We start from the raw sequence: 25,230 nt of genomic DNA, 5'->3' as shown, positions 1-25,230 counted from the left end.
CGGTGACCGGGGAGGGACGGAGCGCCGCTACTTGACGGCGATCGCCACGAGGCGGGGCGCCCGGACGACCACGTTCACGATCTCCTTCTCGCCGACGGCGCGCTGCACCGCGGCGGAGTCGCGGGCCAGGGCCTCGAGCTCCTCCGAGCTGATCTTCGGCGAGACCTCGAGGCGGTCGCGCACCTTGCCGTTCACCTGCACGACGGCCGTGACGCTGGTCTCGACGAGCAGGGTCGGGTCGGCCTTGCGCCACCCGGCCGAGGCGACCGAGACGCCGTCGTGCCCCAGCTTCTCCCACATCTCGCTGGCGGTGTACGGGGCGAAGAGCGACAGGGCCAGGGCCACCGTCTCGGTCGCCTCGCGCACCGCGGGGTCGGCCGCGCCCGCACCCGAGTCGATCGTCTTGCGCACCGCGTTGACGAGCTCCATCAGGCGCGCGACGACGACGTTGAACTTGAACGCCTCCGTCAGCCCGGGCGCCTCGGCGAGGAACCGGTGCGTCTGGCGGCGCAGGGCCTGGTCGCCGTCGGCCCAGACCGCGTCGACCGGGCTGGCGACGTCGGACGAGAGGCGGAAGGCGCGGGCGAGGAACTTCGCCGACCCGGCCGGCGAGACGTCGGCCCAGTCGATGTCGTCCTCCGGCGGGCCGGCGAAGGCCATCGTGAGGCGGATGGCGTCGACGCCGTGCTTCTCGACCTCCTCCGACAGGGTGACGAGGTTGCCCTTGCTCTTGCTCATCTTCGCGCCGTCCTGCAGCACCATGCCCTGGTTGAGCAGCGCGCTGAAGGGCTCGGTGAAGTCGACGTAGCCGAGGTCGAACAGCACCTTGGTGATGAAGCGGGCGTAGAGCAGGTGCAGGATGGCGTGCTCGACGCCGCCCACGTACTGGTCGACCGGCGCCCAGCGGTTGACGACGGCGGGGTCGAAGGCCTTCTCGGCGTCGTTCGGGCTCAGGAAGCGCAGGAAGTACCACGAGCTGTCGACGAAGGTGTCCATCGTGTCGGCGTCGCGCCGGGCCGGCGTGCCGTCGACCGGGTTCGGCACGGTCACCCAGTCGGTGGCGGCGCCGAGCGGCGAGCTGCCCTTCGGCTTGAGGTCGAGGCCCTCGGTCGACGGCAGCAGCACGGGCAGCTGGTCCTCCGGCACCGGCACCTCGGTGCCGTCGGCGGCGTGGACGATCGGGATGGGCGTGCCCCAGAAGCGCTGGCGCGAGATCAGCCAGTCGCGCAGGCGGTAGGTCTTCGCGGCCTTCCCGGCGCCCTTCTCCTCGAGCAGCTCGACGACGCGCTTGATCGCGTTCGACTTGCTGAGGCCGGTCAGCGGGCCCGAGTTCATCAGGCGGCCGTCGCCCGTCAGGGCCACGCCGGTCTTCGCGGGGTCGAGCTCGGGCAGGTCCTCCGGCAGGATCGCCTGGCCGTCCTCGTCGAGCTCGAGCTTCGGGATCACGCCCGTCACGGGGGCGTTCGTGTCGACGACGACCCGCACGGGCAGGTCGAACTTGCGAGCGAAGTCGAGGTCGCGCTGGTCGTGCGCGGGCACGGCCATGACCGCGCCGTGGCCGTAGTCGGCGAGCACGTAGTCGGCGGCCCAGACGGGCATCGGGGCGCCGGTGAGCGGGTTGACCGCGACGCGGCCGAGGGGCACGCCGGTCTTGGGCCGGTCGGCCGTCTGGCGCTCGATCTCGGTCGACTTCTGCACCTGCACCAGGTACTCCGCGAAGGCGGCCTTGACGTCGTCGGTGGCCTCGGCCACGAGCTCGGCGGCGAGGTCGCTGTCGGGCGCGACGACCATGAAGGTCGCCCCGTAGAGGGTGTCGGGGCGCGTCGTGAAGACCGTGACGCGCTCGTCGCGGCCCTCGATCTCGAAGTGCACGTCGGCCCCGATCGACCGGCCGATCCAGTTGCGCTGCATGTTCAGCACCTTGGTCGGCCAGCGGCCCTCGAGCTGGTTGAGGTCGTCGAGCAGGCGGTCGGCGTACTCGGTGATGCCGAAGTACCACTGCGTCAGCTTCTTCTTGACGACGACGGCGCCCGAGCGCTCGGAGGTGCCGTCGGCGAGCACCTGCTCGTTGGCGAGGACGGTCTGGTCTACCGGGTCCCAGTTGACCCAGCTGTCCTTCCGGTAGGCGAGCCCCTTCTCGTACATCTTGAGGAACAGCCACTGGTTCCACTTGTAGTACTCGGGGTCGCTCGTGTGGAGGACGCGGTCCCAGTCGAAGGAGGGCGCGTAGAGCTTCATGCTCTGCGCCTGCTGGGCGATGTTGGCGTAGGTCCACTCGCGCGGGTCGACGCCGCGCTTGATGGCGGCGTTCTCGGCGGGCAGGCCGAAGCTGTCCCAGCCGATGGGGTGGAGCACGTTGAAGCCCTGCTGGCGCCAGTAGCGCGCGATCACGTCGCCGAGCGCGTAGCCCTCGGCGTGGCCCATGTGGAGGTCGCCCGACGGGTACGGGAACATGTCGAGGATGTACTTGCGCGGGCGCTTGTCGTCGGGGTCGACCGCGAAGGGCTTCGCGACCTCCCACACCTGCTGCCACTTGCGCTGCAGGCGCGCGACGTCGTACTCGCGCTCCTCGGCGGGGGTGTTGTCGTGCTCGTGTGCCACGGGACTCTCATTCGCTCACGGGGTGGAGGCGACCGGCGGACGGCACGACGAGGTGCGGGCACGCGGCGGCCCGTCGTCCAGGGTAGCGGCCCGCCGCACGTGGTCCGCACGGGGCGCCGACCGCACCGGGGCAGGTCACGAGGAGGCGCCTCCCGCGGGGACCCCCAGCGCGCGCAGCAGCGCGGTCGCCTTCCAGGCCACCTCCGCCAGCTCCTCCCGCGGCACCGACGACGACGTCACTCCCCCGCCGACCCCGACGGTCGCCCCGCCGTCGGTGACCACGACCGAGCGGATGGCCATCGCCCAGGAGGCGCTGCCGTCGAGGCCGAGCACGCCGACGGCGCCGGAGTAGACGCCGCGGGGCGCGCCCTCCCCCTCGGCGAGCAGCTCGACGGCGCGTCGCTTCGGGGCACCCGTCATCGAGCCCGCGGGGAAGGTCGCCTCGAGCGCGTCCAGCGCCCCGAGGCCCGGGGCGAGCCGGGCCGTGACCGTGCTGACCAGCTGGTGCACGGCCGGGTAGGAGCGCACGGCGAACAGCTCGTCGACGACGACGCTGCCGAGGCGGGCGACGCGGGTGAGGTCGTTGCGCACCAGGTCGACGATCATCAGGTTCTCGGCGAGCTCCTTCTCGCTCGTCGCGAGCTCCGCGGCGAGGGCCGCGTCGGCGACCGGGTCGGCGGAGCGCGGCCGGGTGCCCTTGATGGGCGACGAGCTCACGACGCCGCCCCGCGAGACCTCGAGGAACGACTCGGGCGAGGCGCCCGCGACGGCGGTCCCGCCGATGCGGACGAACGACGACCGCGGCGACGGCGACGACCGACGGAGGCGGCGGTAGGTCTCGAAGGCGTCCACCGGCCCCGCGACCTCGTACGACGTCGTCGGGCAGAGCACGTACGCGTCGCCCGCCGCGATGGCGGCCTGGCAGCGCGCGACGAGGGCGAGGTACTCGTCGTCGCCGTGACGGCGGCGGACGGCACCGGGGCCGCGCCGTGCCTCCGGCTCCCCGGGCTCGCCGAGCGGGACGACGCCGGGCCAGGCCGCGGCCACCGACCGCGCCCAGTCGTCGGCCGCGAGGGCGACCAGCTCGACCTCGCGGGCGGCGTGGTCGAAGACGAGGGCGCGGTCGGTGCGGAGCAGGGCGACGTCGGGAGGCGCGGCCTCGTCGACGGGGAGGCCCGCGGTCACCGACGGCGGGCTCCCGCGCCCCGGCCCGACGGTCGCGTCGCGGTCGAGCAGCCACGTCCCCGCCCCGTAGCCGAGCCAGCCGGCCCAGCCGAGCGGCGCGGCGTCGTCGCGGCCGTCGGCGAGGTCGTCGCGGAGCAGGGCCCAGAGCCGGCCGAGCTCACCGTGCCGCGTGGACGCGGTGACCCGGTCGCCCCACAGCAGGACGGACCGGCCGGTGACGGCCCCGTGCCCGGCGTCGAGCCACACGACGTCGCCGTCGGGGGCGAGGGCGGCGACGACGGCCTCCGGGTCGGCCCAGGGCAGGGGGCGGCGGAGGACCGTCGGGCGCATGGACCGAGTGTAGGAGCCCGGGGCGCCCGGAGGTCGGGCCAGCCCCCGTCCGACGCTTAGCCTGGGGGGCATGAGCCTCGCGACGACCCTCCGCTGGCACGACGGACGACTCGTGGACGACGAGGTCGGCGAGGGGGGCGGCGAGGGGGGCGGCGGAGACGGTCACGCCTCCCGTGACGCCGGTGCCTCGGAGGCGCGCCGTGGCCCGATCCGCGTGGCCGACTCCTGGCTCGTCGTCGACGGTGCCGTCCGGGCCCTCGACGTGCACCGCGACCGCTTCGCCGGCTCCGTCCGGGAGGCCGCGCCGGGGCTCGACGTCGACGGCTTCTGGTCGGCCGCCGTCGCGGCCCTGCCCCGCGAGGGCCGGTGGTTCCCGCGCGCGGAGCTGCTCGGCGACGACCTCCTCCTGCAGCTCCGGCCGGCCCCGGAGGCGCGACGGTCGGTCGTGCTGGCCACCGCCTCCTCCGACCCCCGCACCGAGCCGCTCGTGAAGGGGCCGGACCTGGAGGCGCTGGGCGCGCTGCGCCGGGAGGTCGCGACCCGCGGCGCCGAGGAGGCCGTGCTGCTCGACGGCGACGGCTGGGTCGTCGAGGGCGCGTGGAGCTCTCTGCTCTGGTGGCGCGGCGACGCCCTCTGCATGCCCGCGGACGACCTCCCGAGGCTGCCCGGCGTCACGGTGCGGACGGTGCTCACCCTCGCGGCCGTGCTCGGCGTCGACGTGCTGCACGAGCGGGTGACGCCGGAGCAGCTCGACGGCTTCGAGATCTGGTCGCTGAGCGCCCTGCACGGCGTGCGGATCGCCACGCGGTGGGTCGACGGCCCGACGACGGCCGAGGAGCCCGGCCGCCTCGTGACCTGGCAGCGACGGCTCGACGCGCTGCGCCGACCACTGTCGGCCATCTGACCGCGACGACGCCGGCACCCGGCGAGGGGCCGGGCAGCCCGCGACCCCGCGTCAGCCGACCTCGCGCAGCACGCCCCCCTCGACGCGCACCCGGCGGGTGACCAGGGCCGCGGGCACGGGGACGTGCGAGATCAGCACCACCGTGGTGCCGTCGTCGCGCGCCGCCTCGAGGAGGTCGGTCACGAGGCGGTCGGCCAGCTCGGCGTCGAGGCCGGCCGTCGGCTCGTCGAGCACGAGCACGGGGAAGCCGCGGAGCAGGGCGCGGGCGAGCGACAGCCGCTGGGCCTGCCCCCCGGAGACGAGCGCCCCGCGCTCCCCCGGGCGGGCGTCGAGGCCGCCCCGCTCGCGCACCCAGTCTCCGAGGTCCACCCGGTCGAGCACGGCGAGCAGGTCGTCGTCGGTCGCGGTGTCGCGGGCGAAGAGGAGGTTCTGACGGATCGACTCGTCGAACAGCCACGGCGACTGCTCGATCAGCCCGACCGTGCCCCGGACGCGCTCCGCGCCGAGGGAGCGGACCGACGTGCCGCCGACCTCGTAGCGCCCGCGGTGCTCGAGGAAGCGCACGAGGACGGCCGCGAGCGTGCTCTTGCCGGCCCCGCTCGGGCCCTCGACGACGACGCGGTCGCCGGCACGGACCTCGAGCGTCGCGTCGACGAGGGAGTCGGCGGCGGCGCCGGGCCAGCGCGCCGAGACGTGCTCCAGGCTGAGCACCGGCCGGCCGGCCGGGAGGGCGGCCGGACCGTCGCCCCCGACGCGCTCGTCGCCCTCGACCTCGCCCTCCACCTCGCCCAGCTCGTCGACCACCACCTCCGCCGGGGCGACGAGCGGGGCGGCCGACTCGACCCGGGCACCGCTGGCGCGCACGCGACGCCACGCGACCACCGCGGTGGGCACGGCCCCCACGACCTCGAGCACGGCGATCGGCACGAGGGCCACCAGCGCGAAGGCGGGCCCGCGCAGCTCGCCCGCGGCGACGTCGCCCGCGGTCGCGAGCACCACGCCGACCACCGTGGCGCCGGAGACGAGCGACAGGAGCGCCGCGACGAGCCCCGCGGTCGTGGCGCGCCGTCGGGAGGCGCGGCGAAGGTCGTCGTCGAGGGCCGCGACCCGGCGCAGCTGGCCCTCGAGGGCGTCGAACGCGACGAGCACGTCGAGCGACTGCACCGTGTCGAGCACGGCGCCGGAGAGGGCGCCGCGGCGGGCGGCCAGCGCGGACTCCGTGCCCGTCGCGAGCCGGTCGGCGAGCACGACGCCGACGACGAGAGCGACGACGAGGCCGCCGGCCACCACCAGCGCCGCGCGGGGCGAGACGACCGCGACGCCCGCGACGGCGGCGACCCCGGTCACGCCGGAGACGACGAGGGGCTGGACGACGCGGAGGGGCAGGTCCTGGAGCGCGTCGACGTCGGAGACCACCCGGGCGAGCAGGTCGCCGCGGTCGGTGCGGCCGAGCCCGGCCGGCGCGACGCGCGACAGCCTGCGGTAGAGCTCGGTGCGGACGACCGCCAGCTGCCGGAACGACGCGTCGTGGCTGGAGAGCCGCTCGAGGTAGCGGAAGGCCGCCCGGGCGAGGGCGAAGGCCCGCACCCCGACCATGGCCATCGTGAGGTAGAGGATGGGCGGCTGCTCGGCCGCCCGCGTGATGAGGTACGCGGAGGCGGCGAGCAGGGCGACGGCCGAGAGCGCGCTGAGCGAGCCGGCCGCGATGCCCGGGGCCGAGCGCCGGAGCGGAGGCTGCGCCGTGCGGAGGAGGGACGGGCCGGGGGCGACGTCGGTGCGGGTGACGGTCATGCGAGCAGCTCCTCAGAGGCCGTGGCCTGGGCGGTGGCGGGGGCGAGCACGACGACGTCGTCCGCCGATTCGCGCAGGGCCGCGCGGTGCGTCACGACCACGACGGCGACTCCGCGGGCCGCCGCGCGCCGGAGCCCCGCGACGACGGCGGCCTCGGTGACCGCGTCGAGGGCCGACGACGGCTCGTCGACGAGCAGCAGCCGGGCACCGCGACGCTCGACCCGGTACAGCGCCCGGGCGAGGGCGACCCGCTGGGCCTGCCCGCCCGAGAGGCCGCCGCCGCCCGCGCCGAGCACGAGGCCCGGGTCGACGTCGGGCGCCCCCGCGGCGCGGAGGGCGGCCGCCACCGCGGGCGGGTCGACCTCGTCGCCCAGGGCCACGTTCTCGGCCACGGTGCCCGAGACGAGGCCGGGGCGTTGGCCCGACCAGGCGACGTCGCCGACGACGCAGCCGCGGTCGGCGTCGCGCCAGCGGACCTCGCCGCCGTGGGGCGCCTCCCCCCTGACCGCCGCGAGCAGGGTCGACTTGCCGACGCCGCTCGGCCCGGTGACGGCGGTGACCCGGCCCGTCTCCGCGACGAACGACGTGGGAGCCAGTGAGACTACGCCGCCGCGCTCGACCGACACCGCGGAGACGACGAGGGCGTCGCCCGCACCGACGGGGGCGACCGCCGCGCGCGCGGGCGTCGGGCCGGCCGACGACGCCCGGCCGCCGGCCGGCCCCTCCTCCAGGACGGCGAACACGCCCTCGGCCGCCGCGACGCCGTCGGAGGCCGCGTGGAACGCCGCCCCCACCTGACGGAGCGGCAGGAACGCCTCGGGCGCCAGCAGCAGCACGAACAGCCCGACCGACAGGGCGAGCGACCCGTCGACCAGCCGGATGCCGACCGAGACCGCCACGAGGGCGACCGACAGCGACGCCGCGAGCTCGAGGGCGAAGCCGCTGAGGAACGAGACGCGCAGCACGGCCATGGTGTGCCGCCGGTGGTCGTCCGTGAGCCGCCCGATCCGCTCGACCTGTCGACGCTCCCGGCCGAAGACCTTGAGGGTGGAGAGCCCCTCCACCGCGTCGAGGAAGGAGGCGGCGAGGGCCTGCAGGCGCTCCCACTGGCGGTCCTGGGCGGCCCGGGTCGTCCAGCCGATCAGCACCATGAAGAGCGGGATGAGCGGCAGCGTCACCAGCACGATCACCGCGGACAGCCAGTCGCCGACCAGCATCACCCCGACGATCAGCGGCGTCGCGAGGGCGGTGAGGACGAGCTGGGGCAGGTAGCGGGAGAAGTACTCGTCGAGGGCGTCGAGGCCGGGGCCGACGAGGGTCGTGAGACGGGCAGAGCCCCGCTCGGCGACCCACTCGCGGCCGCGCGCCGACACCGCCGCGAGGACCCGTGCCCGGAGCTGGCTCTTGACCGTCGCCGCGGTCCGGGCCGCCACGGCCTCGAGCGCCCACGACGTGGCCGACCTCGCCACGACGGAGACGGCGAGCACGACGAGCGCCTCGCCGGTCGCTCCCGCCCCGGTGCCCTCGACGACGCTCACGACCGCGCGGGTGGCGCCCCAGGCGACCCCGACGACGCTCATGGTCTGCAGCACGCCCAGCACGGCCCCGAGCACGAGGAACGCCCGGGCGGCGGAGGCGTACCGCAGGAGGCGCGGATCGAGAGGCTTCACGGCTCTCCCGTCAGTGCGCCGCGACGGGGATCGCGGCCCGCGTCACGCGCTTGCGGAAGATCCAGTACGTGAAGCCCTGGTAGGCGAGGATCAGCGGCACGAAGACGAGCGCCACCCAGCTCATGACGGTGAGGGTGTATGTCGAGCTCGCCGCGTTGGCGATGGTGAGGCTGTGCGCCGGGTCGTTGCTCGCGGGCATCACCGCGGGGAAGAGCGCCGCGAAGAGGCTGACGACGGCGAGGCCGATCGTCACGGCCATCGTGGCGAACGCGACGCCCTCGCGGCCGCGGAGGTTCGCGACGAACGAGGCCACCAGCGTGGCCGCCGCCGCGACCGAGAGGACGGTGGACGCCAGCGTCCCGTGCATCAGCGACGTGATCGCGAGGAAGCCCGCGGCGACCACGATCGTCACCGCGCCCGACCGGACGGCGAGCCGACGGGCGCGCTCCCGGATCTCGCCGTCGGTCTTCAGCGAGACGAAGACGACGCCGTGGGTGAAGAAGAGCAGCAGGGTCGTGAGCCCGCCGAGCAGGGCGTAGGGGTTCAGCAGGTCGAGGAAGGTGCCCGTGTAGTTGAAGCCGGCGTCGAGCGGCACGCCCCGGACGACGTTGGCGAACGCCACTCCCCAGAGGAAGGCGGGCACGGCCGAGCCCACCGTGATCATGAGGTCGAAGCGGCGCTTCCACCGCGCCTCCGGCCGCTGGTGGCGGTACTCGAACGAGACCCCGCGGGCGATGAGCGCGAGCAGGATGAGCAGGAGGGCCAGGTAGAAGCCGCTGAACATCGTCGCGTACCACTCGGGGAAGGCCGCGAAGAGCGCGGCCCCGGCCACGATGACCCAGGTCTCGTTGAGGTCCCAGACCGGGCCGATGGTGTTGATCAGGACGCGGCGGTCGGTGTCGTCGCGGCCCAGGAAGGGCAGCGACATGCCGACGCCGAAGTCGAACCCGTCGAGCACGAAGTAGCCGACGAAGAGGAAGGCGATGATGCCGAACCAGAGGGTGGGGAGGTCCATGTCAGAGTGCGCCTTCCATCAGTAGACGGTCGCTTCGTGGGTGACGGCGCCGGTCTCGGCGTCGACCGCGGGGGGCCCGGCCGGGCCCTTCTGGGCGGCACGGAGGATGAGCCGGAACTCGACCACCGCGAGGGTCCCGTAGATGGCCGTGAAGGCGAGCAGGGAGATCAGCACCTCGAGTCCCGTGACGTTCGGCGAGACGCCGTCGGCCGTCTTGAGCAGGCCGAACACGAGCCAGGGCTGGCGGCCCATCTCGGTGAAGACCCAGCCGACGACCATGGCCAGGAGCGGCAGCGGGAAGGTCCACACCGCGGCCCGCCAGACCCAGCGGTTCTCGGGCAGGCGCCCCCGGCGCGTGACCCAGAGGCCGACGACCGAGACCATGACCGCGACCATGCCGAGGCCCATCATCCAGCGGAACGACCAGTAGGTGACCCAGATGATCGGGGTGTAGTCGCCCGGGCCGTAGAGCTGCACGTACTGGGCCTGGAGGTCGTTGATGCCCTCGACGGTGCCGTCGAGGGTGTGGGTGGAGAGGAACGAGAGCAGGTACGGCACGCGCACGCTGAACAGCTCGTGGACGCCGTCGGGCGTGCCGAGCGTGAAGATCGAGAAGGAGGCGTCGGCCCCCGTCGAGGTCTTGTACAGGGCCTCGGCCGCCGCCATCTTCATCGGCTGCGTCTCGACCATGGCGAGGCCGAGCTGGTCGCCCGTGAGCACGGTCAGGCCGCCGGCGACGACCATCGTCCAGAGGCCGAAGCGCAGCGCGGGGCGCATGGTCTCGAGGTGCTGGTTGCGGCTCAGGTGCCAGCTGGCCACCGCGACGATGACGGCGGCGGAGACCATGAAGCAGGCGAAGATCGTGTGCGGGAAGGCCGCCAGGGCCACCTTGTTGGTCAGCACCGCGACGATGTCGGTGAGCTCGGCCCGGCCCTTCTCCTCGTTGATGTCGAAGCCGACGGGGTTCTGCATGAACGCGTTGGCCGCGATGATGAAGTACGCCGACAGGACGCTCCCGACCGTCGCGCCCCAGATGCTCGCGAGGTGGAGCTTCGCGGGCACCTTGTCCCAGCCGAAGATCCAGACGCCGATGAAGGTCGCCTCGAGGAAGAACGCCAGCAGGCCCTCGAGCGCCAGGGGCGCGCCGAAGACGTCGCCGACGAAGCGCGAGTAGTCGGACCAGTTCATGCCGAACTGGAACTCCTGGACGATGCCGGTCACGACGCCCATGGCGAAGTTGATCAGGAAGATCTTGCCGAAGAACTGCGTCAGCTGGAGGTAGTGCACTCGGCCGGTGCGCAGCCACGCGGTCTGGAAGACGGCGACGGTGAACGCCATGCCGATCGTGAGCGGCACGAACAGGAAGTGGTAGATGGTCGTGAGGCCGAACTGCCAGCGGGAGAGCAGCAGCGGATCGAGCAGCTCGGTCATGAGCGGCCCGGCCCGCGGGTGGTGAGGGTCGAGAGCACTGTCGTCTTCTTCCTCGAGGGGGACGGAGGGCGTCACGTCGGCGGGACGATCTCAGCGTAGGACGATCGTTAGACAACACCTGTTGCTTAGGGGGGCGGCCGCCTCACGGCTGCCTGTGAATAGGATCAGCCGGGTGAACGACGTGCTGACCGGCCTCCTCGACCTCGTGCAGTCGGTCGACCCGCTCCTCCGGACGCTCCTCGCGGGGCTCGCGATGGTGCTCGAGACCTCCGTGCTGCTCGGCCTCGTCGTGCCCGGCGACACCGTCGCCATCGTGTCGGCGACCGCCGTCGCGTCACCGCTCGAGGGGGTGCTGCTCGTCGCCGCGCTGGTCGTCGGCTCGCTGGTGGGCGAGAGCGTCGGCTTCGCCCTCGGCCGGCACTTCGGACCCGCCATCCGGCACAGCAGGCTCGGCCGGAGGCTCGGCGAGGCGAACTGGACCCGTGCCGAGGCCTACCTGGCGCGGCGGGGCGGCATCGCCGTCTTCATCTCCCGCTTCTTGCCCGTACTGCACTCGCTGATCCCCCTCACGGTGGGCACGAGCCCGATGCGCTACCGGACCTTCCTCACCTGGACGACCCCCGCCTGCCTGCTCTGGGCCACGGCGTACGTGTCGGTCGGCGCGGCGGCCGCCGGGAGCTACCGCGAGCTCGCCGACCAGCTGCACCAGGCCGGCTACGTCTTCGTCGGCATCGTCGCCGCGTTCCTGGTGCTCGTGCTGGTGGTGAAGAAGGTCGTCCACCGGCGGGAGGCGCGGCACATGGGGCAGCACGGTGACGGTCGCCCCCCGGAGGACGACGGCCGCCCGTGAGCCGAGACGCCCGCCCCCGGCGCGCGCACCCGGGACTGCCCCGGCACGACGGAGGGGCCGGGCGATGTGCGCGCCCGGCCCCTCCGGTGGTGTGGACCGACGATCAGCCGATGAGGTCCTTCGACGTCAGGTAGTCCTTCGCGATGGTGGCCGACGACTCCTGGTCGGTCTGGCTCTTCGCGTTGAGCTCCTGCAGGTCCTTCGCCGACAGGGCGGCGTCGACGGCGTCGATGATGTCCTGGGCGCCCTGGTCGACCTTGTCGGAGACGATCGGCACCACGTTCTGCGGCAGGATCATGTTCTCCGGGTCGTCGAGGGTGACGAGGTCGTTCTCGGCGATCAGCGGGCTGGCCGTGTAGACGTCGGCGAGCTGGACGCTGCCGTCGAGGAGGGCCTTGACCGTGAGGGGACCGCCTCCGTCGTCGATCGGGGTCGAGGTGACGTCGACGCCGTAGATGCTCTTGAGCCCGGGAGGGCCGTACGGACGCTCGGCGTTCTCGGGCGGCGCACCGACGGCGAGGGTGCCGTCGTAGTCCTTGAGGTCGGCCAGGCTCGTGATGTCGTTCTCCTCGGAGAACTCCTTGGTCACGGTGTAGCTGTCCTGGTCGGACGCCTCGGAGGCGGTGAGCGCGGTCAGGCCCTCGGGGAGCGCGTCGGCCAGGGCGGCCTCGACCTCCTCGGGCGACTTCGCCGTCGACTCCTTGTCGTAGTACTGCAGGAGGTTGCCGGTGTACTCGGGGAAGACGTCGATGTCGCCGGACTCGAGCTCGGGGAGGTAGACCTCGCGCTGGCCGATCTGGTACTCGCGCTGGACGGTGTAGCCGCCGTCCTCGAGGGCCTGGGCGTAGAGCTCGGCGATGATCTCGTTCGAGTAGTACTGCTGCGAGCCGACGACGATGGTGTCGGACGACGCCGAGGCATCTCCTCCTCCGTCGCTCAGGGGGTCGCTCGACGCGCACCCTGCCAGGGCCACCATGGCCCCGATCGCGACCGCACCGAGAACGGTGAGCCGGCCTTTCTTCGCTGTGTTGATCACTGTGTTCCTTCCTGGAGGGATGTTGCCTTCGCCGCGGCCGACCGGGAGGTCGTCACGCGGGTGTCGAGGGGGCGGCCCGCGGCGGTGACGCCGGCCGGGACGACGAGTCGCTGGAGCACCGAGAAGACGACCTCGAGCACGACGGCGAGGGCGATCACGACGATCGACCCCGCGAACATCTGCGTGTAGTCGTTCGACCGGAGGCCCGTGAAGATGTAGATGCCCAGGCCGCCGGCGCCCACGGTGGCCGCGATGGTGGTCGTGGCGACGACCTGCAGCAGGGCGGAGCGGAGACCGCCGATGAGGAGGGGCAGGCCGAGCGGGAGCTCCACGCGCGTGACGATCTGCCACTCCGTCATGCCGACCGCGCGGGCCGCGTCGATCGTCGCGCGGTCGACGGCCTCGAAGCCGGAGTACGCCCCGGCGAGGATGGACGGGATCGCGAGCACCACGAACGCGATCATCGGCGCGCTGATGCCGATGCCGAGCAGGAGCGCGAGGAGGAAGACGATGCCGACGGTGGGCAGGGCCCGGACCCCGCCGGTGAGCGCGACCGCCACCGTGCGACCCCTGCCGGTGTGCCCGATCAGGAACCCGAGCGGGATCGCGACGACGGCCGCGATGAGCACGGCGATCACCGAGTAGGTGACGTGCTGCCCGAGACGGGCCGGCACGCCGTTCGCCCCCGTGAGGTGGACCGGGTCGCCGAGCCACGCGAGGGCGTCGAGGAAGGCGTTCACGCGGTCACCTCCGCGGCCTGGCGGACGGGGCGCCGGTCGCGCGCCCCCTGGTCGGCCCAGGGCATCAGGGCGCGACCGAGGAGGACGAGCAGGCCGTCGAGCACGAGGGCCATGACGATCGTCAGCACGATGCCCGTGCCGATCTCGGCGAGGATGCTGCGCTGCAGGCCGTCGTTGAAGAGCAGGCCGAGACCGTTGATGCCGAGGATGCCGCCGACGGTCGCGAGGCTGACGGTGCTGACGACGACCACGCGGAGACCGGCGAGCAGGACGGGGCCGGCGAGCGGGAACTCGACGCGCCAGAAGCGCTGCCAGCCGGAGTACCCCATCGCCGTGGCCGACTGCAGCACGTCGGGCTCGACGGCCCGCAGGCCGTCGGCGGTCGAGCGCACCATGAGGGCCACGCCGTACAGGGTCAGCGCCACGATGAGGTTGGTGTTGCTCCGCAGCGGGTAGAGGCCGATGATGCCGGGCAGCGCCACGAGCAGGGCGAACGACGGCACGGCGTAGATGAGGCCGGAGGCGGTGAGCAGCACCCCGCGGACGACCGGGAAGCGGTTGGCCAGCCACCCGATCGGCAGCGAGATCACGAAGGCCAGGATCACGGGCGGCACGCTCAGCCCGAGGTGGACCAGCGTCTTGTCCCAGATGTAGTCGGTGTTCGACCAGATCCAGTTCACGACGCGTGCCCACCCTGCGCCGGAGCACCCGGCCCCCTGGGGGCACCGCCCTCTGCCTGGAGCACGGGCACGGGCTGCGTGAGGACGCCCGTCGTGCGGCCGGACTCGTCGACCACGACCTGGCCCGTCGCGGTCTGCTCGATGTGCAGCGCGCGCTTGCCGCGGTTCGACCCGACGAAGTCGGCGACGAAGTCGCTCGCCGGGTCGGAGAGGATCTCGGCGGGCGTGCCCTGCTGGGCGACCCGGCCGCCCTTCTCGAGGATGACGACCTGGTCGCCGAGGTAGAAGGCCTCGTCGATGTCGTGGGTCACGAAGACGACGGTCTTGTCGAGCTCGCGCTGCAGCCGGATGAGCTCCTGCTGGAGGTCGGAGCGGACCAGGGGGTCGACCGCGCCGAACGGCTCGTCCATCAAGAGGATGTTCGGGTCGACGGCGAGGCCGCGGGCCACGCCCACGCGCTGCTGCTGCCCGCCCGAGAGCTGGCTCGGGTAGCGGTCGGCCAGCGAGCGGTCGAGGCCGACGGTGTCCATCAGCTCCAGCGCACGCTCGCGGGCCTCCTTCTTGCCGACGCCCTTGAGCACGGGCACGGTGGCGATGTTGTCGACGACCTTGCGGTGCGGGAGCAGGCCGGAGTTCTGCATCACGTAGCCGATGCTGCGGCGCAGGGCCACGGGCTCGAGGCCGGCGATCGATTCTCCGTCGATCTCGATGCTGCCGGAGGTGGCGTCGACCATCCGGTTGATCATCCTCAGGATGGTCGTCTTGCCGCAGCCGCTCGACCCGACGAAGACCGTGGTCTTGCGGGAGGGGATGACGAGGCTGAAGTCGTCCACGGCGCGGGTGCCGTCGGGGTACTGCTTGCTCACCGAGCGGAACTCGATCATGGGTGGCTCATTCCTCGTGGGCAGCACGGATCGACACTTGCCAGGGCCACCACCCAACCACACTCCCCCGACGGGGGCACCTCGTCGCCGCCTCCGTGGCCGAGTCGTGACGCAGAACGGCCGCCGACGCCGCGCTGGGCGGACGACGGCGGCCGAGCCGCGGAGGGACGACGAGGAGGCGGGTCAGGCCACCGTGAGGACGGGCTCGAGGTAGCCGCGCACGGCGCGACGGCACTCCTCGACGAAGCGGGGGTCGCCGTCGCCGCCCGCGACGAACGCCCGCGCCAGGAGCGCGTCGCCGATCTCGACGACGACCTGGACGGCCAGGTCGCTCGCGTCGTCGCGGACGACGCCGAAGCGGTCGGCGAGGAGGGCGGAGAGGCTCTCGGCCAGGGGGTGCACGGCCGGCGCTCCCCCGTCGGCGCCCAGCTCGGGGGCGTCGCTGAAGCTCACGGACCGGAAGCCCGGCTCGGAGCGGTACATCTCGACCTCCGTGTCGATGACGGCGTCGAGGGCCCGGCGCCAGTCGTCGACGCCGTCGGCGGCGACGGCCGCCGCCACCCCGGCGACGAGGCGCTGGGTGCAGCGGAGCGCCAGGGCGTCGACGACCGCGATGCGGTCGGGGAAGTAGCGGTACACCGTGCCGATGGAGGCGCCGGCGCGCTCGGCGACCATGGCGGTCGTGAGCCGCTCGTAGCCGATCTCGTCGATGATCGAGGCCGCGGCGTCGAGCAGGCCCGTGAGGCGCGCGGTGCTGCGCGCCTGGACCGGCTCGTTCCTGAGCAGTGACGATCCCCCGGGCAGTGCTTCATTGACGTCGGTGACGAGCAACGTTCCTCCTTGGTGCGGTGCCGGCGGGTGCCGGGCACGGTGCTGGACGTCGGGGCCGGCCGTCGGTCGACGGCGGCGCGCAGGCCCATCAGGCCGGTCTCGCGGCGCCCCCGTCGGGGGCTCCGGCGACCGGGTGTCGGCCACTGTCGGTCGCTGCCCCGAGAATGGACGCATGTGCGGACGATTCGTGATGGCGCGCGCCTCGAGCGACCTGGTGGCCCTGTTCGACGTTGATGTATCGGGTGACACTCTCCCAGACCCTTCCTGGAACATCGCTCCGACCCGCCCGGTGTCGCTGCTCGTCGACGCCGCTCCCCGGGGCGACGACGCGGGCGGCCCCCCGGTGCGACGGCTCGCGTCGGCCCGGTGGGGCTTCGTCGCGGCGGGCTCCCCCGGCCCCGTCGGCGCCCCCCTGTTCAACGCCCGGGTCGAGACCGCGGCCGAGAAGCCCACCTTCCGTGAGGCCGTCGCCTCCCGACGCGGGCTCGTGCCCGCCAACGGCTGGTACGAGTGGCAGGTCCGGCCGGACGGCAGCAAGCGCCCGGTCTACGCGAGCCTGCCAGACGACGAGGTGATGCTCTTCGCCGCCCTGTACGAGTGGTGGCGCGACCCGGCGGCCGCCGTGGGGTCGCCGTCTCGGTGGCTGCTCTCGACGGCGGTGCTGACCCGCGCCTCCTCGGGGCCCTTCGCCGAGGTGCACGACCGCATGCCCGTGCTGGTCGGGGCCGACGTCATGGACGACTGGCTCGACCCGGAGACCGAGGGCGACGACGACCTGCTGCAGGGGGTCTCGGGGCTCGTCGACGAGATCGCCGCCCGGCTGCAGGTGCACGAGGTGTCGCCCGAGGTCGGCCGCGTCGGCGTCGACTCGCCGTCGCTGGTCGACCCGGTCTGACCCGTCAGCGCGTCGCGGCGTGGGAGGATGACCGCATGCCCGACCCCCGAACGGTGACGTCGTCCGCCGTCGAGCCCCTCCTGCACCGCGCCGCCCGACTCGAGAACTCGGTGCACCGGTTCCGCGAGAAGCGGGCCCGCAAGCGGGGGCTGCTCCCGACGATCGTGCCGTACTCGGGCTACGGCTCGGCCGGCTGGGTGCGGGTGCTGTCGCGCGTGCTCCTCACGCGCACGGGCTCGCTCGACGGCACCGACCGACTCAACGTGCGCGGCTGGCGGAGCTTCACCAGCGTGCCGGTCGAGCGGGCCGTCGTCGACGTGACGGTCGGCGGCCGCACCGTCCAGGTCACCACCGACCGCGGCGGGGTGCTCGACGCCCGGCTCGAGGTCGACCTCGAGCCGGGGTGGCACCTCGTCACCCTGAGCACCGAGGGCTCGCCGCCGATCGAGGCCCCCGTGGTCGTGATCGACGCCGACGCCCGGTTCGGCATCGTCTCGGACATCGACGACACCGTCATGGTCACCTCGCTCCCGCGCCCGTTCCTCGCGGCGTGGAACACCTTCGTCCTCAACGAGCACGCCCGGCGCCCGGTGCCCGGGATGGCCGTCCTCTACGAGCGGCTGCACACGGCCGCGGGCGGCTGCCCCGTGATCTACCTGTCGACCGGCGCCTGGAACGTCGCGCCGACGCTGTCGCGCTTCCTGTCGCGCAACCTGTACCCGAGCGGCCCGTTGCTGCTCACGGACTGGGGGCCGACCCACGACCGGTGGTTCCGCAGCGGCCGCCTGCACAAGCAGGGCTCGCTCGACCGTCTCGCCGAGGAGTTCCCCGACATGCGGTGGCTGCTGGTCGGCGACGACGGGCAGCACGACGAGGAGCTCTACGGGCGGTTCCTCCGCGACCACCCGGAGAACGTCGCCGCCGTCGCGATCCGCCAGCTGTCGCCCAGCGAGGCCGTCCTGGCCGGCGGGCGCTCGCGCTCCGAGCACGCGCAGGGCAGCGACGCCGTGTGGGTCTCCGCCCCGGACGGCGCCGGGCTGTGGGAGCAGCTCGTCGACACCGACGTCGTCCCCCGCTCGGGAGACACCCGCCTCTGATACAGGGAAATCCCGTCATGGGAGGCGTTCTCGTGTCCTATCATCAGAAGATCAGGTACAGGAGCGACATGACTGAGATCACCGACCAGCCCGACGCTGCCCGCTCCACCCAGGAGTGGGAGGCGCGGATCGGCGCCCAGGTGCGTGCACGACGCCTCGACCAGGGCCTCGACCAGATCTCGCTCGCGCGCCTCGCCGACGTGTCGACCAGCACCCTCCAGTCGCTGGAGAACGGCCGAGGGAGCACCGTGCGCAGCCTCGTGCGGGTGCTGCGGGCGCTCGGCGCGGAGTCGGCCCTCGACACCATCGCCCCGCACAGCGACGTGAGCCCGCTCGACGTGCTGCGCTCGGCGCCGGCGGCCCCCCGCCGTCGCGTCTACCGCCCCCGGGGCCCCCGCGCCAGCCGCGTCGTGCGCGACGACGCGGGGCGACGCGGCGAGCGCCCGTCCGGAGGGGCCGGCGAGTGAGCTGGGTGCCGGTGCCCGCCGTCGAGGTGAGCGCCTGGGGCATGCGCGTCGGCGCGGTCGCGCCCGACCCCCGGCTCGGGGCGTACGTGTTCGAGTACTGGCCCGACTGGGTCGAGCGGGGCATCGAGCTCGCGCCGCTGACGATGCCCACCCGGGTGCGGCGCCACGTCTTCCCGCAGCTGCCGGAGGCGACGTTCCACCGCCTCCCCGCCCTGCTGGCCGACGCGCTGCCGGACGACTTCGGCAACGCGGTGATCGACGCCTGGCTGGCCCGGCAGGGCGTCTCGCGGGCGGCGGTGACGCCGCTGGACCGGCTGGCCTACATGGCCGACCGCGCGATGGGCGCCCTCGAGTTCCGGCCCTCGCGGGGCCCGCGGCACCGCACGACGAGCGCGGTCGAGCTGAGCGCCCTGGTCGAGGGGGCCCGGAACGTGCTCGACGGGAGCTTCGCGGACGACGAGGGGGCGGAGTCGGCGATCCGGTCGCTGATCCAGGTGGGGACCTCGGCGGGCGGGGCCCGGGCCAAGGCCGTCGTCGCCTGGGACAGGGCGACGGGCGAGGTGCGGTCGGGCCAGCTCCCGGCTCCCGAGGGGTTCGAGCACTGGCTGCTGAAGCTGGACGGCCTCGGGGCCGACGTCGAGCTCGGCCAGGGCTCGGCCACGGGCAGGGTCGAGTACGCGTACTCGCTGATGGCGAGGGCGGCGGGCATCGAGATGAGCGAGTGCCGGCTGCTCGAGGAGGGGGGCCGGGCGCACTTCATGACGCGGCGGTTCGACCGGTCGCCGGAGGGCAAGGTGCACTCGGTCACCCTCTGCGGGACGGCGCACCTCGACTACCGGCAGCGCCAGGCCCACGACTACGGGCAGCTCTTCGACGCCGTGGCTCGGCTCGGCGGCGGGCCCGAGGCGCGGGAGCAGGTGTTCCGGCGGATGGTCTTCAACGTGCTCGCGGCCAACAACGACGACCACACGAAGAACGCGTCGTTCCTGCTGAGGTCGCCGACGGCGCCGTGGGAGCTCTCCCCCGCCTACGACGTCACGTTCGCGCACAACCCGACCGGCCGGTGGACGTACCAGCACCTGATGGGGGTGGACGGCGTCTTCCGCGACGTCGCACGGGCCGACGTCATGAGGCTGGCCGACCGGCACCTCGTGCCGGGCGCCTCCGACGTCGTCGACGAGGTGCGCGACGCGGTGGCGCGCTGGCGGAGCTTCGCCGACGAGGCGGGCGTCCCCGGCCGCGTCGTGGGCCACGTCGAGGAGTCGCTGCCCCGCTGGTGACTCCCCCTGGCCGATGTCGGTGGGACTTCGTACACTCCTGGTCGAACGTACATTCGAACAAGGAGGCGACGTGAAGGTCGACGAACAGGTGCCGGTCGAGACCACGGAGGGCGGGGCGCCCCTCCGCTTCGTCTGGCGCGGGGTGGTCTACGGCGTCGTCAGCGCCCCGGAGATGTGGATGACCCGTCGGGAGTGGTGGCGCTCGGCGCCCCGGGCGCCCCGGGGCCTCGGGGCGGAGCTGCTCGAGCTGCCGGTGTGGCGCGTCGACGCCCTGCCGCTCACCGACGGGGCGCACCGCATCGACGGCACCTTCGACCTCGCGCTCGACCCGGCGGAGGGCGGCACCTGGCTGCTGCTCGGCGTCTACGACGACACCGTCGAGCAGCAGCTCTTCGCCTGAGGGGCGTCGACGCCCGACGAGCGCCCGGGCACCGGCGAGCGCGGCGGGAATGCCCGGCCCGCCGGAGCCGTTCTCCCGCTGGGCCTCGGCAGACAGGGAGGTGCCCATGACCGTCATCCGGTGGTTGTTCGACGCACAGCTGGTGATCGGCGACCAGACGATCCTCTGGCGCGAGATCGTCGGCAACGTGTTCGGGCTGCTCAGCGCCCTCGGCGGGATGCGCCGGAAGGTGTGGGCCTGGCCGGTCGGCATCGTGGGCAACGCCCTCCTCTTCACCGTCTTCCTCGGGGCGGTCTTCGACACGCCCAACCCGGTCAACCTCCTCGGCCAGGCCGGTCGGCAGGTCATGTTCATCACCGTGTCGATCTGGGGCTGGTGGCGCTGGCACCAGAGCCGCGGCGGCGACGCGGGCACCGCGGTCGAGCCGCGCTGGGCCGGCGCCCGCAACCGCGTCCTGCTCGTCGTGGGCCTGGTCGGCGGCACCGCCGTGCTCACCCCGGTGTTCAGCGCCCTGGGCTCCTACGAGCCGGTCTGGGCCGACGCCTGGATCTTCACCGGCTCGCTGCTGGCCACCTGGGGCATGGCGAGGGGCTGGGTGGAGTTCTGGCTGATCTGGGTCGCGGTCGACCTCGTCGGCACGCCCCTGCTCTTCAGCGCCGGCTACTACGCCTCCGGGCTGATGTACGTCTTCTACGGCGCCTTCACGCTCGCCGGGTTCTTCGTCTGGGCCCGGGCCAGGAGGCAGAAGCCGCTGGTCGAGACCCAGTGGCCCGACCCCACGCTCCAGCGCCGCTGACCGCGGGCTGAGGGGGCGCCTCCCCCGGCGTGCTCACCACCCCGTCTGGTTCGATGGCGCCATGCCCCTGCCCATCGAGAACTACGCCCTGATCGGCGATCTGCACACGGGGTGCCTCGTCGGCACCGACGGCAGCATCGACTGGTCGTGCCTGCCGCGCTTCGACTCCGCCTCCGTCTTCGGCGCCCTGCTGGGCGACCGCGACCACGGCCGCTGGCTCGTCGCCCCGGCGGAGGCAGGGGCGACGGCGACCCGCCGCTACGTCGACGACACGTTCGTGCTCGTGACGCGCTGGACGACGTCGACCGGCGTCGTCGAGGTCACCGACCTCATGCCGGTCGGCGACCGGCGGGCGGACGTCGTGCGTCGGGTGACCGGCGTCGAGGGCACGGTGCGGATGCAGGAGGACCTGCGGATCCGGTTCGGCTACGCCGCTGCGCTGCCCTGGGTACGCCAGCTGCCCGAGGGCGACGAGACCGCCCTCGTGGCCATCGCCGGCCCTGACGCGGTCGTGGTCCGCGGTCCCCACCTCACGGCGGCCGACCACACCCACGCCGCCGAGTTCGACGTGGCGGCCGGCGAGACCGTCGACATGACCTTCACCTGGTACCCCTCGCACCGCGAGCCGCCGACCGCTCCCGACGTCGACGCCGTGCTGGCCGACACCGTCCGCTGGTGGCAGGCCTGGGCCGCCCGCTCGCAGGAGCCCTCCGCCTACGACCGGGAGGTGCGCCGCTCGCTGTTGATCCTCCGGGCCCTCACGAACGAGGACACGGGCGGCATCGTCGCGGCCGCGACGACGAGCCTGCCGGAGTCGTTCGGCGGCTCGCGCAACTGGGACTACCGCTACGTGTGGCTGCGCGACGCGTCGATGACCCTGCAGGCGCTCATCCTGCACGGCTTCGCGGAGGAGGCCGAGAAGTGGCGCGGCTGGCTGCTCCGGGCGATCGCCGGCGACCCCGCCGACGTGCAGATCATGTACGGGCTCGCCGGCGAGCGGTACCTGCACGAGAGCGAGCTGGAGCACCTGCCGGGCTACGAGGGCGCCTCCCCCGTGCGGCTCGGCAACGCCGCGTTCACGCAGTACCAGGGCGACATCTTCGGCGAGGTCATGGTCGCGCTGCACGAGGCCCGTCAGCTCGGCGTCGCCGAGTCCGAGTACTCGTGGCCGCTGCAGCGCGCCCTGATGCAGTACGTCGAGGACAACTGGACCCGCCCCGACAACGGCATCTGGGAGATCCGCGGCGAACCGCAGCACTTCACCCACTCGCGCGTCATGATCTGGGCTGCCCTCGACCGCGCCGTCCAGGGCGTCGAGCAGTTCGGGCTCGACGGGCCCGTCGACCGGTGGCGGAGCCTCCGCGACGAGGTCCGTGCCGAGGTCGAGGAGCAGGGCTGGGACGCCGACCGGGGCACGTACACCCAGCACTACGGCTCGGCCGAGGTCGACGCCTCGCTGCTGCAGCTCGCCCAGGTGGGCTTCGTCGCCCCCGACGACCCGCGGATGCTCGGCACCGTCGCTGCGATCGAGCACGACCTGCTGCAGGACGGCCTGCTGCTGCGCTACCGCACCGAGTCGGGCGTCGACGGCCTCGAGGGCACGGAGCACCCCTTCCTCACCTGCTCGTTCTGGCTGGCGGAGCAGTACGCCCGGTCGGGGCGCGTGGACGACGCGGTGACGCTGATGGACCGTCTCGTCGGCTGGTGCAACGACGTCGGCATGCTCTCGGAGGAGATCGAGGTGGCCACCGGCCGCCACGTCGGCAACACCCCGCAGGCGCTCTCGCACCTGGCCCTGGTGCGCGCCGCCGACGCGATCGGCGCCGCACTCGACGCACGGCGCTGACGGCGGCGCCGTCCGTCGAGACGGCGTCGTCCGCCGGCCGCGGCGGACACGACGAGGCCGCCCTGCCGGTGGGCAGGGCGGCCTCGTCGTGGGGCGGCGCTCAGGGCGCCGCCGGGCGGTCGGCGCCGATCAGGCGGGCCAGTCCGCGGGGCCGGTCGAGCCGGCCGCGTAGGTGTCGAGCGGCACGTCGCCGGCCGTCCATGCGTCGACGACGGGCGCCACGATGGCCCAGCAGCGCTCCGCGACGTCGCCGCGGATCGACAGGGTCGGGTCGTCGTGGAAGATCCCGCTGAGCACCTCGCCGTAGGGCGTGAGCTCGGGCTTGCCCAGCGTGACCTGGAAGGTGGACTTCTCCAGGTCGAAGGGGTTGCCCTTGCCGTTGGTGGTGACGCCGAGCTCCATCGTCTCGGGGCTGATCTCGATGCGGAGCGTGTCGGGGGTCGACGATCCGTTCAGGCCCTCGGGCAGCGCGGGGACGGGCTTGAAGGTGATCAGCACCTCCTTGCGGATCTTCGTCATGCCCTTGCCGGAGCGCAGGATGAAGGGCACGCCGGCCCAGCGACGGGTCTTGACCTCGAACTCGACCTCGGCGAGGGTCTCGGTCTGGCGGTCGTTGTCGACGCCCTCCTCGTCGGAGTACGACGGGACGGCCTTGCCGTCGATCGTGCCGGCCGTGTACTGCGCCCGGCGGCTCGAGGCGACGGGGTCGCCGCCCTTGACCCAGGTCGCCCGCAGCACGCGTGCGATCTCGCTGCGCAGCTCGACCGAGTCGATGCTCGACGGTGCGTCCATCGCGATGACGGCGAGCACCTGCAGGAGGTGGCTCTGGATCATGTCGACGAGGGCGCCGGCCTTGTCGTAGTACTGCGCACGGCCCTCGAGGCCGAGGACCTCGTCGTAGAAGATCTCGACCTTCTCGATGTTCTCGCCGTTCCAGACCGGCTCGAAGAGACGGTTCGCGAAGCGGAGGCCGATCATGTTGAGGACGGTGGCGCGGCCGAGGAAGTGGTCGGTCCGGTGGATGCGCTCCTCCGGGACGATCTTCAGCAGCTCGGCGTTCAGCTCGCGCGCGCTCTCCTCGTCGGAGCCGAAGGGCTTCTCGAGGGCGAGGCGCAGGCCGTCGGGCAGGTCGATCTCGGCGAGCGCCTGGATCACGCGAGTGCTGATCGCCGGGGGCAGCGCGAAGTACATCACCGGGGTGCCCTCGGAGGCCTCGAAGAGGGCCTTGAGGTGCTCGACGGTGGTGGGGTCGCCCTGCATGTAGCGGCTGGAGGCGAGGGTCTTCTTCGCGAGGTCGCTGCCGGCGTCGCCGTTGAAGGCCGTCTTGACGACGCCGTCCCACTCCTCGGGGGTGCGCTCGCTGCGGCCGGTGCCGATGAGCTGGACGTCGACGCCGCGGTCGCTCTTCAGGAGGCTGGCGAGGCCGGGCAGCAGGAGTCGCTCGGTGAGGTCGCCCGAGGCTCCGAGGATGATGAGGGTGGTGGTGTCGGTCACTGTGCAGCTTTCGTGAGGGCGGCGAACTCGTCGTCGCTGAGGTCGATCTGGGCGGCGGCGACGTTGTCCTCCAGGTGCGAGACGCTGGACGTGCCGGGGATGGGGAGCATGACCGGCGAGCGCCGGAGCAGCCACGCGAGGGCGAGCTGCGAGGGGGTGGCGTCGTGCTCGGTCGCGAGGGCGTCGAGCGGCCCGCCCGGTGCGGCGAGCGCGCCGGTGGCGAGCGGGAACCACGGGATGAAGGCGATGCCCTCGGCCTCGCTGTGGTCGAGCAGGGCCTCGGCGTCGCGGGAGGCGAGGTTGTAGAGGTTCTGGACGGAGGCGATGGTCGCGGTCTGCTGCGCCTCCTTGAGCTCGTCCACGGAGACCTCGGAGAGGCCGATGTGGCGGATCTTGCCCTCCTGCTGCAGGGCGGCGAGCTCGCCGACCTGGTCGGCGAGGGGCACGGCCGGGTCGATGCGGTGCAGCTGGAAGAGGTCGATGCGGTCGAGCCCCAGGATGCGGAGGCTCATCTCCACCTGCTGGCGGAGGTACTCGGGGCGGCCGACGGGCCGCCAGTCGCCGGGGCCCGGGCGGGTGAGGCCGGCCTTGGTGGCGATGACGACGTCGTCGCCGTAGGGGTGCAGGGCCTCGCGCAGCAGCGGCTCGGCCACGTCGGGGCCGTAGGAGTCGGCGGTGTCGAAGAAGGTCACGCCGAGCTCGACGGCCCGGCGGATGACCCGGACGGCCTCGTCGTGGTCGCGGGGCTGGCCCCAGACCCCCTCGCCGGTGAGCTGCATGGTGCCGTACCCGAGGCGGGTGACGGGGAGGTCGCCTCCGATGGTGAACTGCCCGGAGGCAGCCGCCGACGGGGACGTGGTGTCGGTGGTCATGGTCGTCCTTCCTCGATGCGGGCCGAGAGCTGCGGACGACGGGCGCGTCCGCGCCGGTGTGCTGGGGGCCCCGGTGGGTCAACGCGACGGGCGGCGGACCATTCCCGGCCCCCGCGGGGCCGCCCGGGGAGGGCA

At 73.3% G+C, this 25,230-nt stretch carries 22 protein-coding genes; 9 read left to right on the top strand and 13 right to left on the bottom strand.

Translation table 11 applies throughout. The features are described from left to right. Positions 1 to 27: 27 nt before the first annotated feature. Positions 28 to 2,601 (bottom strand): leucine--tRNA ligase, encoded by a 2,574-nt coding sequence (gene leuS, locus IFT45_RS06705; RefSeq protein ID WP_056054181.1) that lies wholly within the window; start codon positions 2,599 to 2,601, stop codon positions 28 to 30. A gap of 135 nt (positions 2,602 to 2,736) precedes the next feature. After that, positions 2,737 to 4,116 carry an anthranilate synthase component I family protein gene (locus tag IFT45_RS06700; protein WP_192127309.1) on the bottom strand — a complete coding sequence of 460 codons (1,380 nt, stop codon included), beginning with the start codon at positions 4,114 to 4,116 and terminating at the stop codon, positions 2,737 to 2,739. A 70-nt stretch (positions 4,117 to 4,186) separates the two neighbouring features. On the opposite strand from IFT45_RS06700, the gene IFT45_RS06695 reads away from it, so the two are divergent. Further along, on the top strand, positions 4,187 to 5,020 hold the full coding sequence (locus tag IFT45_RS06695) for an aminotransferase class IV (protein ID WP_192127307.1): 834 nt from the start codon (positions 4,187 to 4,189) through the stop codon (positions 5,018 to 5,020). 51 nt (positions 5,021 to 5,071) lie between these two features. On the opposite strand, the gene cydC is transcribed toward IFT45_RS06695, so the two are convergent. Genes cydC through IFT45_RS06675 form a run of 4 tightly spaced genes read right to left on the bottom strand, consistent with a single transcriptional unit; the run spans position 5,072 to position 10,927 of the window. Continuing rightward, positions 5,072 to 6,811, bottom strand: coding sequence for a thiol reductant ABC exporter subunit CydC (gene cydC / locus IFT45_RS06690; RefSeq protein WP_192127305.1), 1,740 nt, complete (start codon positions 6,809 to 6,811; stop codon positions 5,072 to 5,074). Further along, positions 6,808 to 8,481, bottom strand: coding sequence for a thiol reductant ABC exporter subunit CydD (gene cydD / locus IFT45_RS06685; protein ID WP_192127302.1), 1,674 nt, complete (start codon positions 8,479 to 8,481; stop codon positions 6,808 to 6,810). Before cydD ends, cydC begins: the two co-directional genes overlap by 4 nt. A gap of 10 nt (positions 8,482 to 8,491) precedes the next feature. Beyond that, positions 8,492 to 9,496, bottom strand: coding sequence for a cytochrome d ubiquinol oxidase subunit II (gene cydB / locus IFT45_RS06680; protein ID WP_192127300.1), 1,005 nt, complete (start codon positions 9,494 to 9,496; stop codon positions 8,492 to 8,494). An 18-nt stretch (positions 9,497 to 9,514) separates the two neighbouring features. Next, positions 9,515 to 10,927 (bottom strand): cytochrome ubiquinol oxidase subunit I, encoded by a 1,413-nt coding sequence (locus IFT45_RS06675; protein WP_192127425.1) that lies wholly within the window; start codon positions 10,925 to 10,927, stop codon positions 9,515 to 9,517. Positions 10,928 to 11,099: 172 nt separating this feature from the next. Here IFT45_RS06675 and IFT45_RS06670 point away from each other — a divergent pair, with 172 nt between their 5' ends. Beyond that, a complete protein-coding gene (locus IFT45_RS06670) occupies positions 11,100 to 11,777 on the top strand; it encodes a VTT domain-containing protein (protein WP_192127298.1) in 678 nt (225 codons plus the stop codon). 103 nt (positions 11,778 to 11,880) lie between these two features. Here the strand turns inward: IFT45_RS06670 and IFT45_RS06665 are convergent, their stop codons facing one another. From IFT45_RS06665 to IFT45_RS06645, 5 genes are all read right to left on the bottom strand, one after another. After that, positions 11,881 to 12,813, bottom strand: a complete 933-nt coding sequence (locus IFT45_RS06665) for a glycine betaine ABC transporter substrate-binding protein (protein WP_307803312.1) — start codon at positions 12,811 to 12,813, stop codon at positions 11,881 to 11,883. Continuing rightward, complete coding sequence (locus IFT45_RS06660) at positions 12,810 to 13,553, bottom strand: ABC transporter permease subunit (protein ID WP_192045604.1); 744 nt, start codon at positions 13,551 to 13,553, stop codon at positions 12,810 to 12,812. The genes IFT45_RS06665 and IFT45_RS06660 overlap by 4 nt, the downstream gene beginning before the upstream one ends. Continuing rightward, the gene (locus tag IFT45_RS06655; protein ID WP_056054163.1) at positions 13,550 to 14,233 is read right to left on the bottom strand and encodes an ABC transporter permease; all 684 of its coding nucleotides are present in this window, start codon (positions 14,231 to 14,233) and stop codon (positions 13,550 to 13,552) included. The genes IFT45_RS06660 and IFT45_RS06655 overlap by 4 nt, the downstream gene beginning before the upstream one ends. Further along, the gene (locus IFT45_RS06650; RefSeq protein ID WP_192127297.1) at positions 14,230 to 15,117 is read right to left on the bottom strand and encodes an ABC transporter ATP-binding protein; all 888 of its coding nucleotides are present in this window, start codon (positions 15,115 to 15,117) and stop codon (positions 14,230 to 14,232) included. Before IFT45_RS06650 ends, IFT45_RS06655 begins: the two co-directional genes overlap by 4 nt. Positions 15,118 to 15,300: 183 nt before the next feature. After that, on the bottom strand, positions 15,301 to 15,948 hold the full coding sequence (locus tag IFT45_RS06645; protein WP_056054157.1) for a TetR/AcrR family transcriptional regulator: 648 nt from the start codon (positions 15,946 to 15,948) through the stop codon (positions 15,301 to 15,303). 172 nt (positions 15,949 to 16,120) lie between these two features. On the opposite strand from IFT45_RS06645, the gene IFT45_RS06640 reads away from it, so the two are divergent. From IFT45_RS06640 to IFT45_RS06610, 7 genes are all read left to right on the top strand, one after another. Continuing rightward, positions 16,121 to 16,843 (top strand): SOS response-associated peptidase, encoded by a 723-nt coding sequence (locus IFT45_RS06640; protein WP_192127295.1) that lies wholly within the window; start codon positions 16,121 to 16,123, stop codon positions 16,841 to 16,843. Between the two features lie 35 nt (positions 16,844 to 16,878). Then, entirely contained in the window at positions 16,879 to 17,940 is a 1,062-nt protein-coding gene (locus IFT45_RS06635; RefSeq protein WP_192127293.1) for an App1 family protein, read from the top strand. A 68-nt stretch (positions 17,941 to 18,008) separates the two neighbouring features. After that, positions 18,009 to 18,407 (top strand): helix-turn-helix domain-containing protein, encoded by a 399-nt coding sequence (locus tag IFT45_RS06630; protein WP_056054150.1) that lies wholly within the window; start codon positions 18,009 to 18,011, stop codon positions 18,405 to 18,407. Then, positions 18,404 to 19,687: a type II toxin-antitoxin system HipA family toxin gene (locus IFT45_RS06625; protein WP_197982213.1), complete on the top strand. Its 1,284-nt coding sequence runs from the start codon at positions 18,404 to 18,406 to the stop codon at positions 19,685 to 19,687. The genes IFT45_RS06630 and IFT45_RS06625 overlap by 4 nt, the downstream gene beginning before the upstream one ends. 70 nt (positions 19,688 to 19,757) lie before the next feature. Continuing rightward, entirely contained in the window at positions 19,758 to 20,087 is a 330-nt protein-coding gene (locus IFT45_RS06620) for a DUF6504 family protein (protein WP_056054147.1), read from the top strand. Between the two features lie 106 nt (positions 20,088 to 20,193). Then, positions 20,194 to 20,883 carry a nicotinamide riboside transporter PnuC gene (gene pnuC, locus IFT45_RS06615; RefSeq protein WP_192127291.1) on the top strand — a complete coding sequence of 230 codons (690 nt, stop codon included), beginning with the start codon at positions 20,194 to 20,196 and terminating at the stop codon, positions 20,881 to 20,883. A 7-nt stretch (positions 20,884 to 20,890) separates the two neighbouring features. Further along, positions 20,891 to 22,729 carry a glycoside hydrolase family 15 protein gene (locus IFT45_RS06610; RefSeq protein ID WP_256431793.1) on the top strand — a complete coding sequence of 613 codons (1,839 nt, stop codon included), beginning with the start codon at positions 20,891 to 20,893 and terminating at the stop codon, positions 22,727 to 22,729. Positions 22,730 to 22,858: 129 nt separating this feature from the next. Here the strand turns inward: IFT45_RS06610 and IFT45_RS06605 are convergent, their stop codons facing one another. Continuing rightward, the gene (locus IFT45_RS06605) at positions 22,859 to 24,223 is read right to left on the bottom strand and encodes a glucose-6-phosphate dehydrogenase (RefSeq protein ID WP_192127287.1); all 1,365 of its coding nucleotides are present in this window, start codon (positions 24,221 to 24,223) and stop codon (positions 22,859 to 22,861) included. Beyond that, a complete protein-coding gene (locus IFT45_RS06600) occupies positions 24,220 to 25,095 on the bottom strand; it encodes an aldo/keto reductase (protein WP_185232326.1) in 876 nt (291 codons plus the stop codon). The genes IFT45_RS06605 and IFT45_RS06600 overlap by 4 nt, the downstream gene beginning before the upstream one ends. Positions 25,096 to 25,230 lie beyond the last annotated feature (135 nt).

The sequence above is a fragment of the Frigoribacterium sp. CFBP 13707 genome (genome assembly GCF_014842245.1).
Classification (GTDB): Bacteria; Actinomycetota; Actinomycetes; order Actinomycetales; family Microbacteriaceae; genus Frigoribacterium; species Frigoribacterium endophyticum.
Note: the sequence above shows the minus strand (reverse complement) of the source record. Positions and strands in the feature narration are given on the sequence as shown.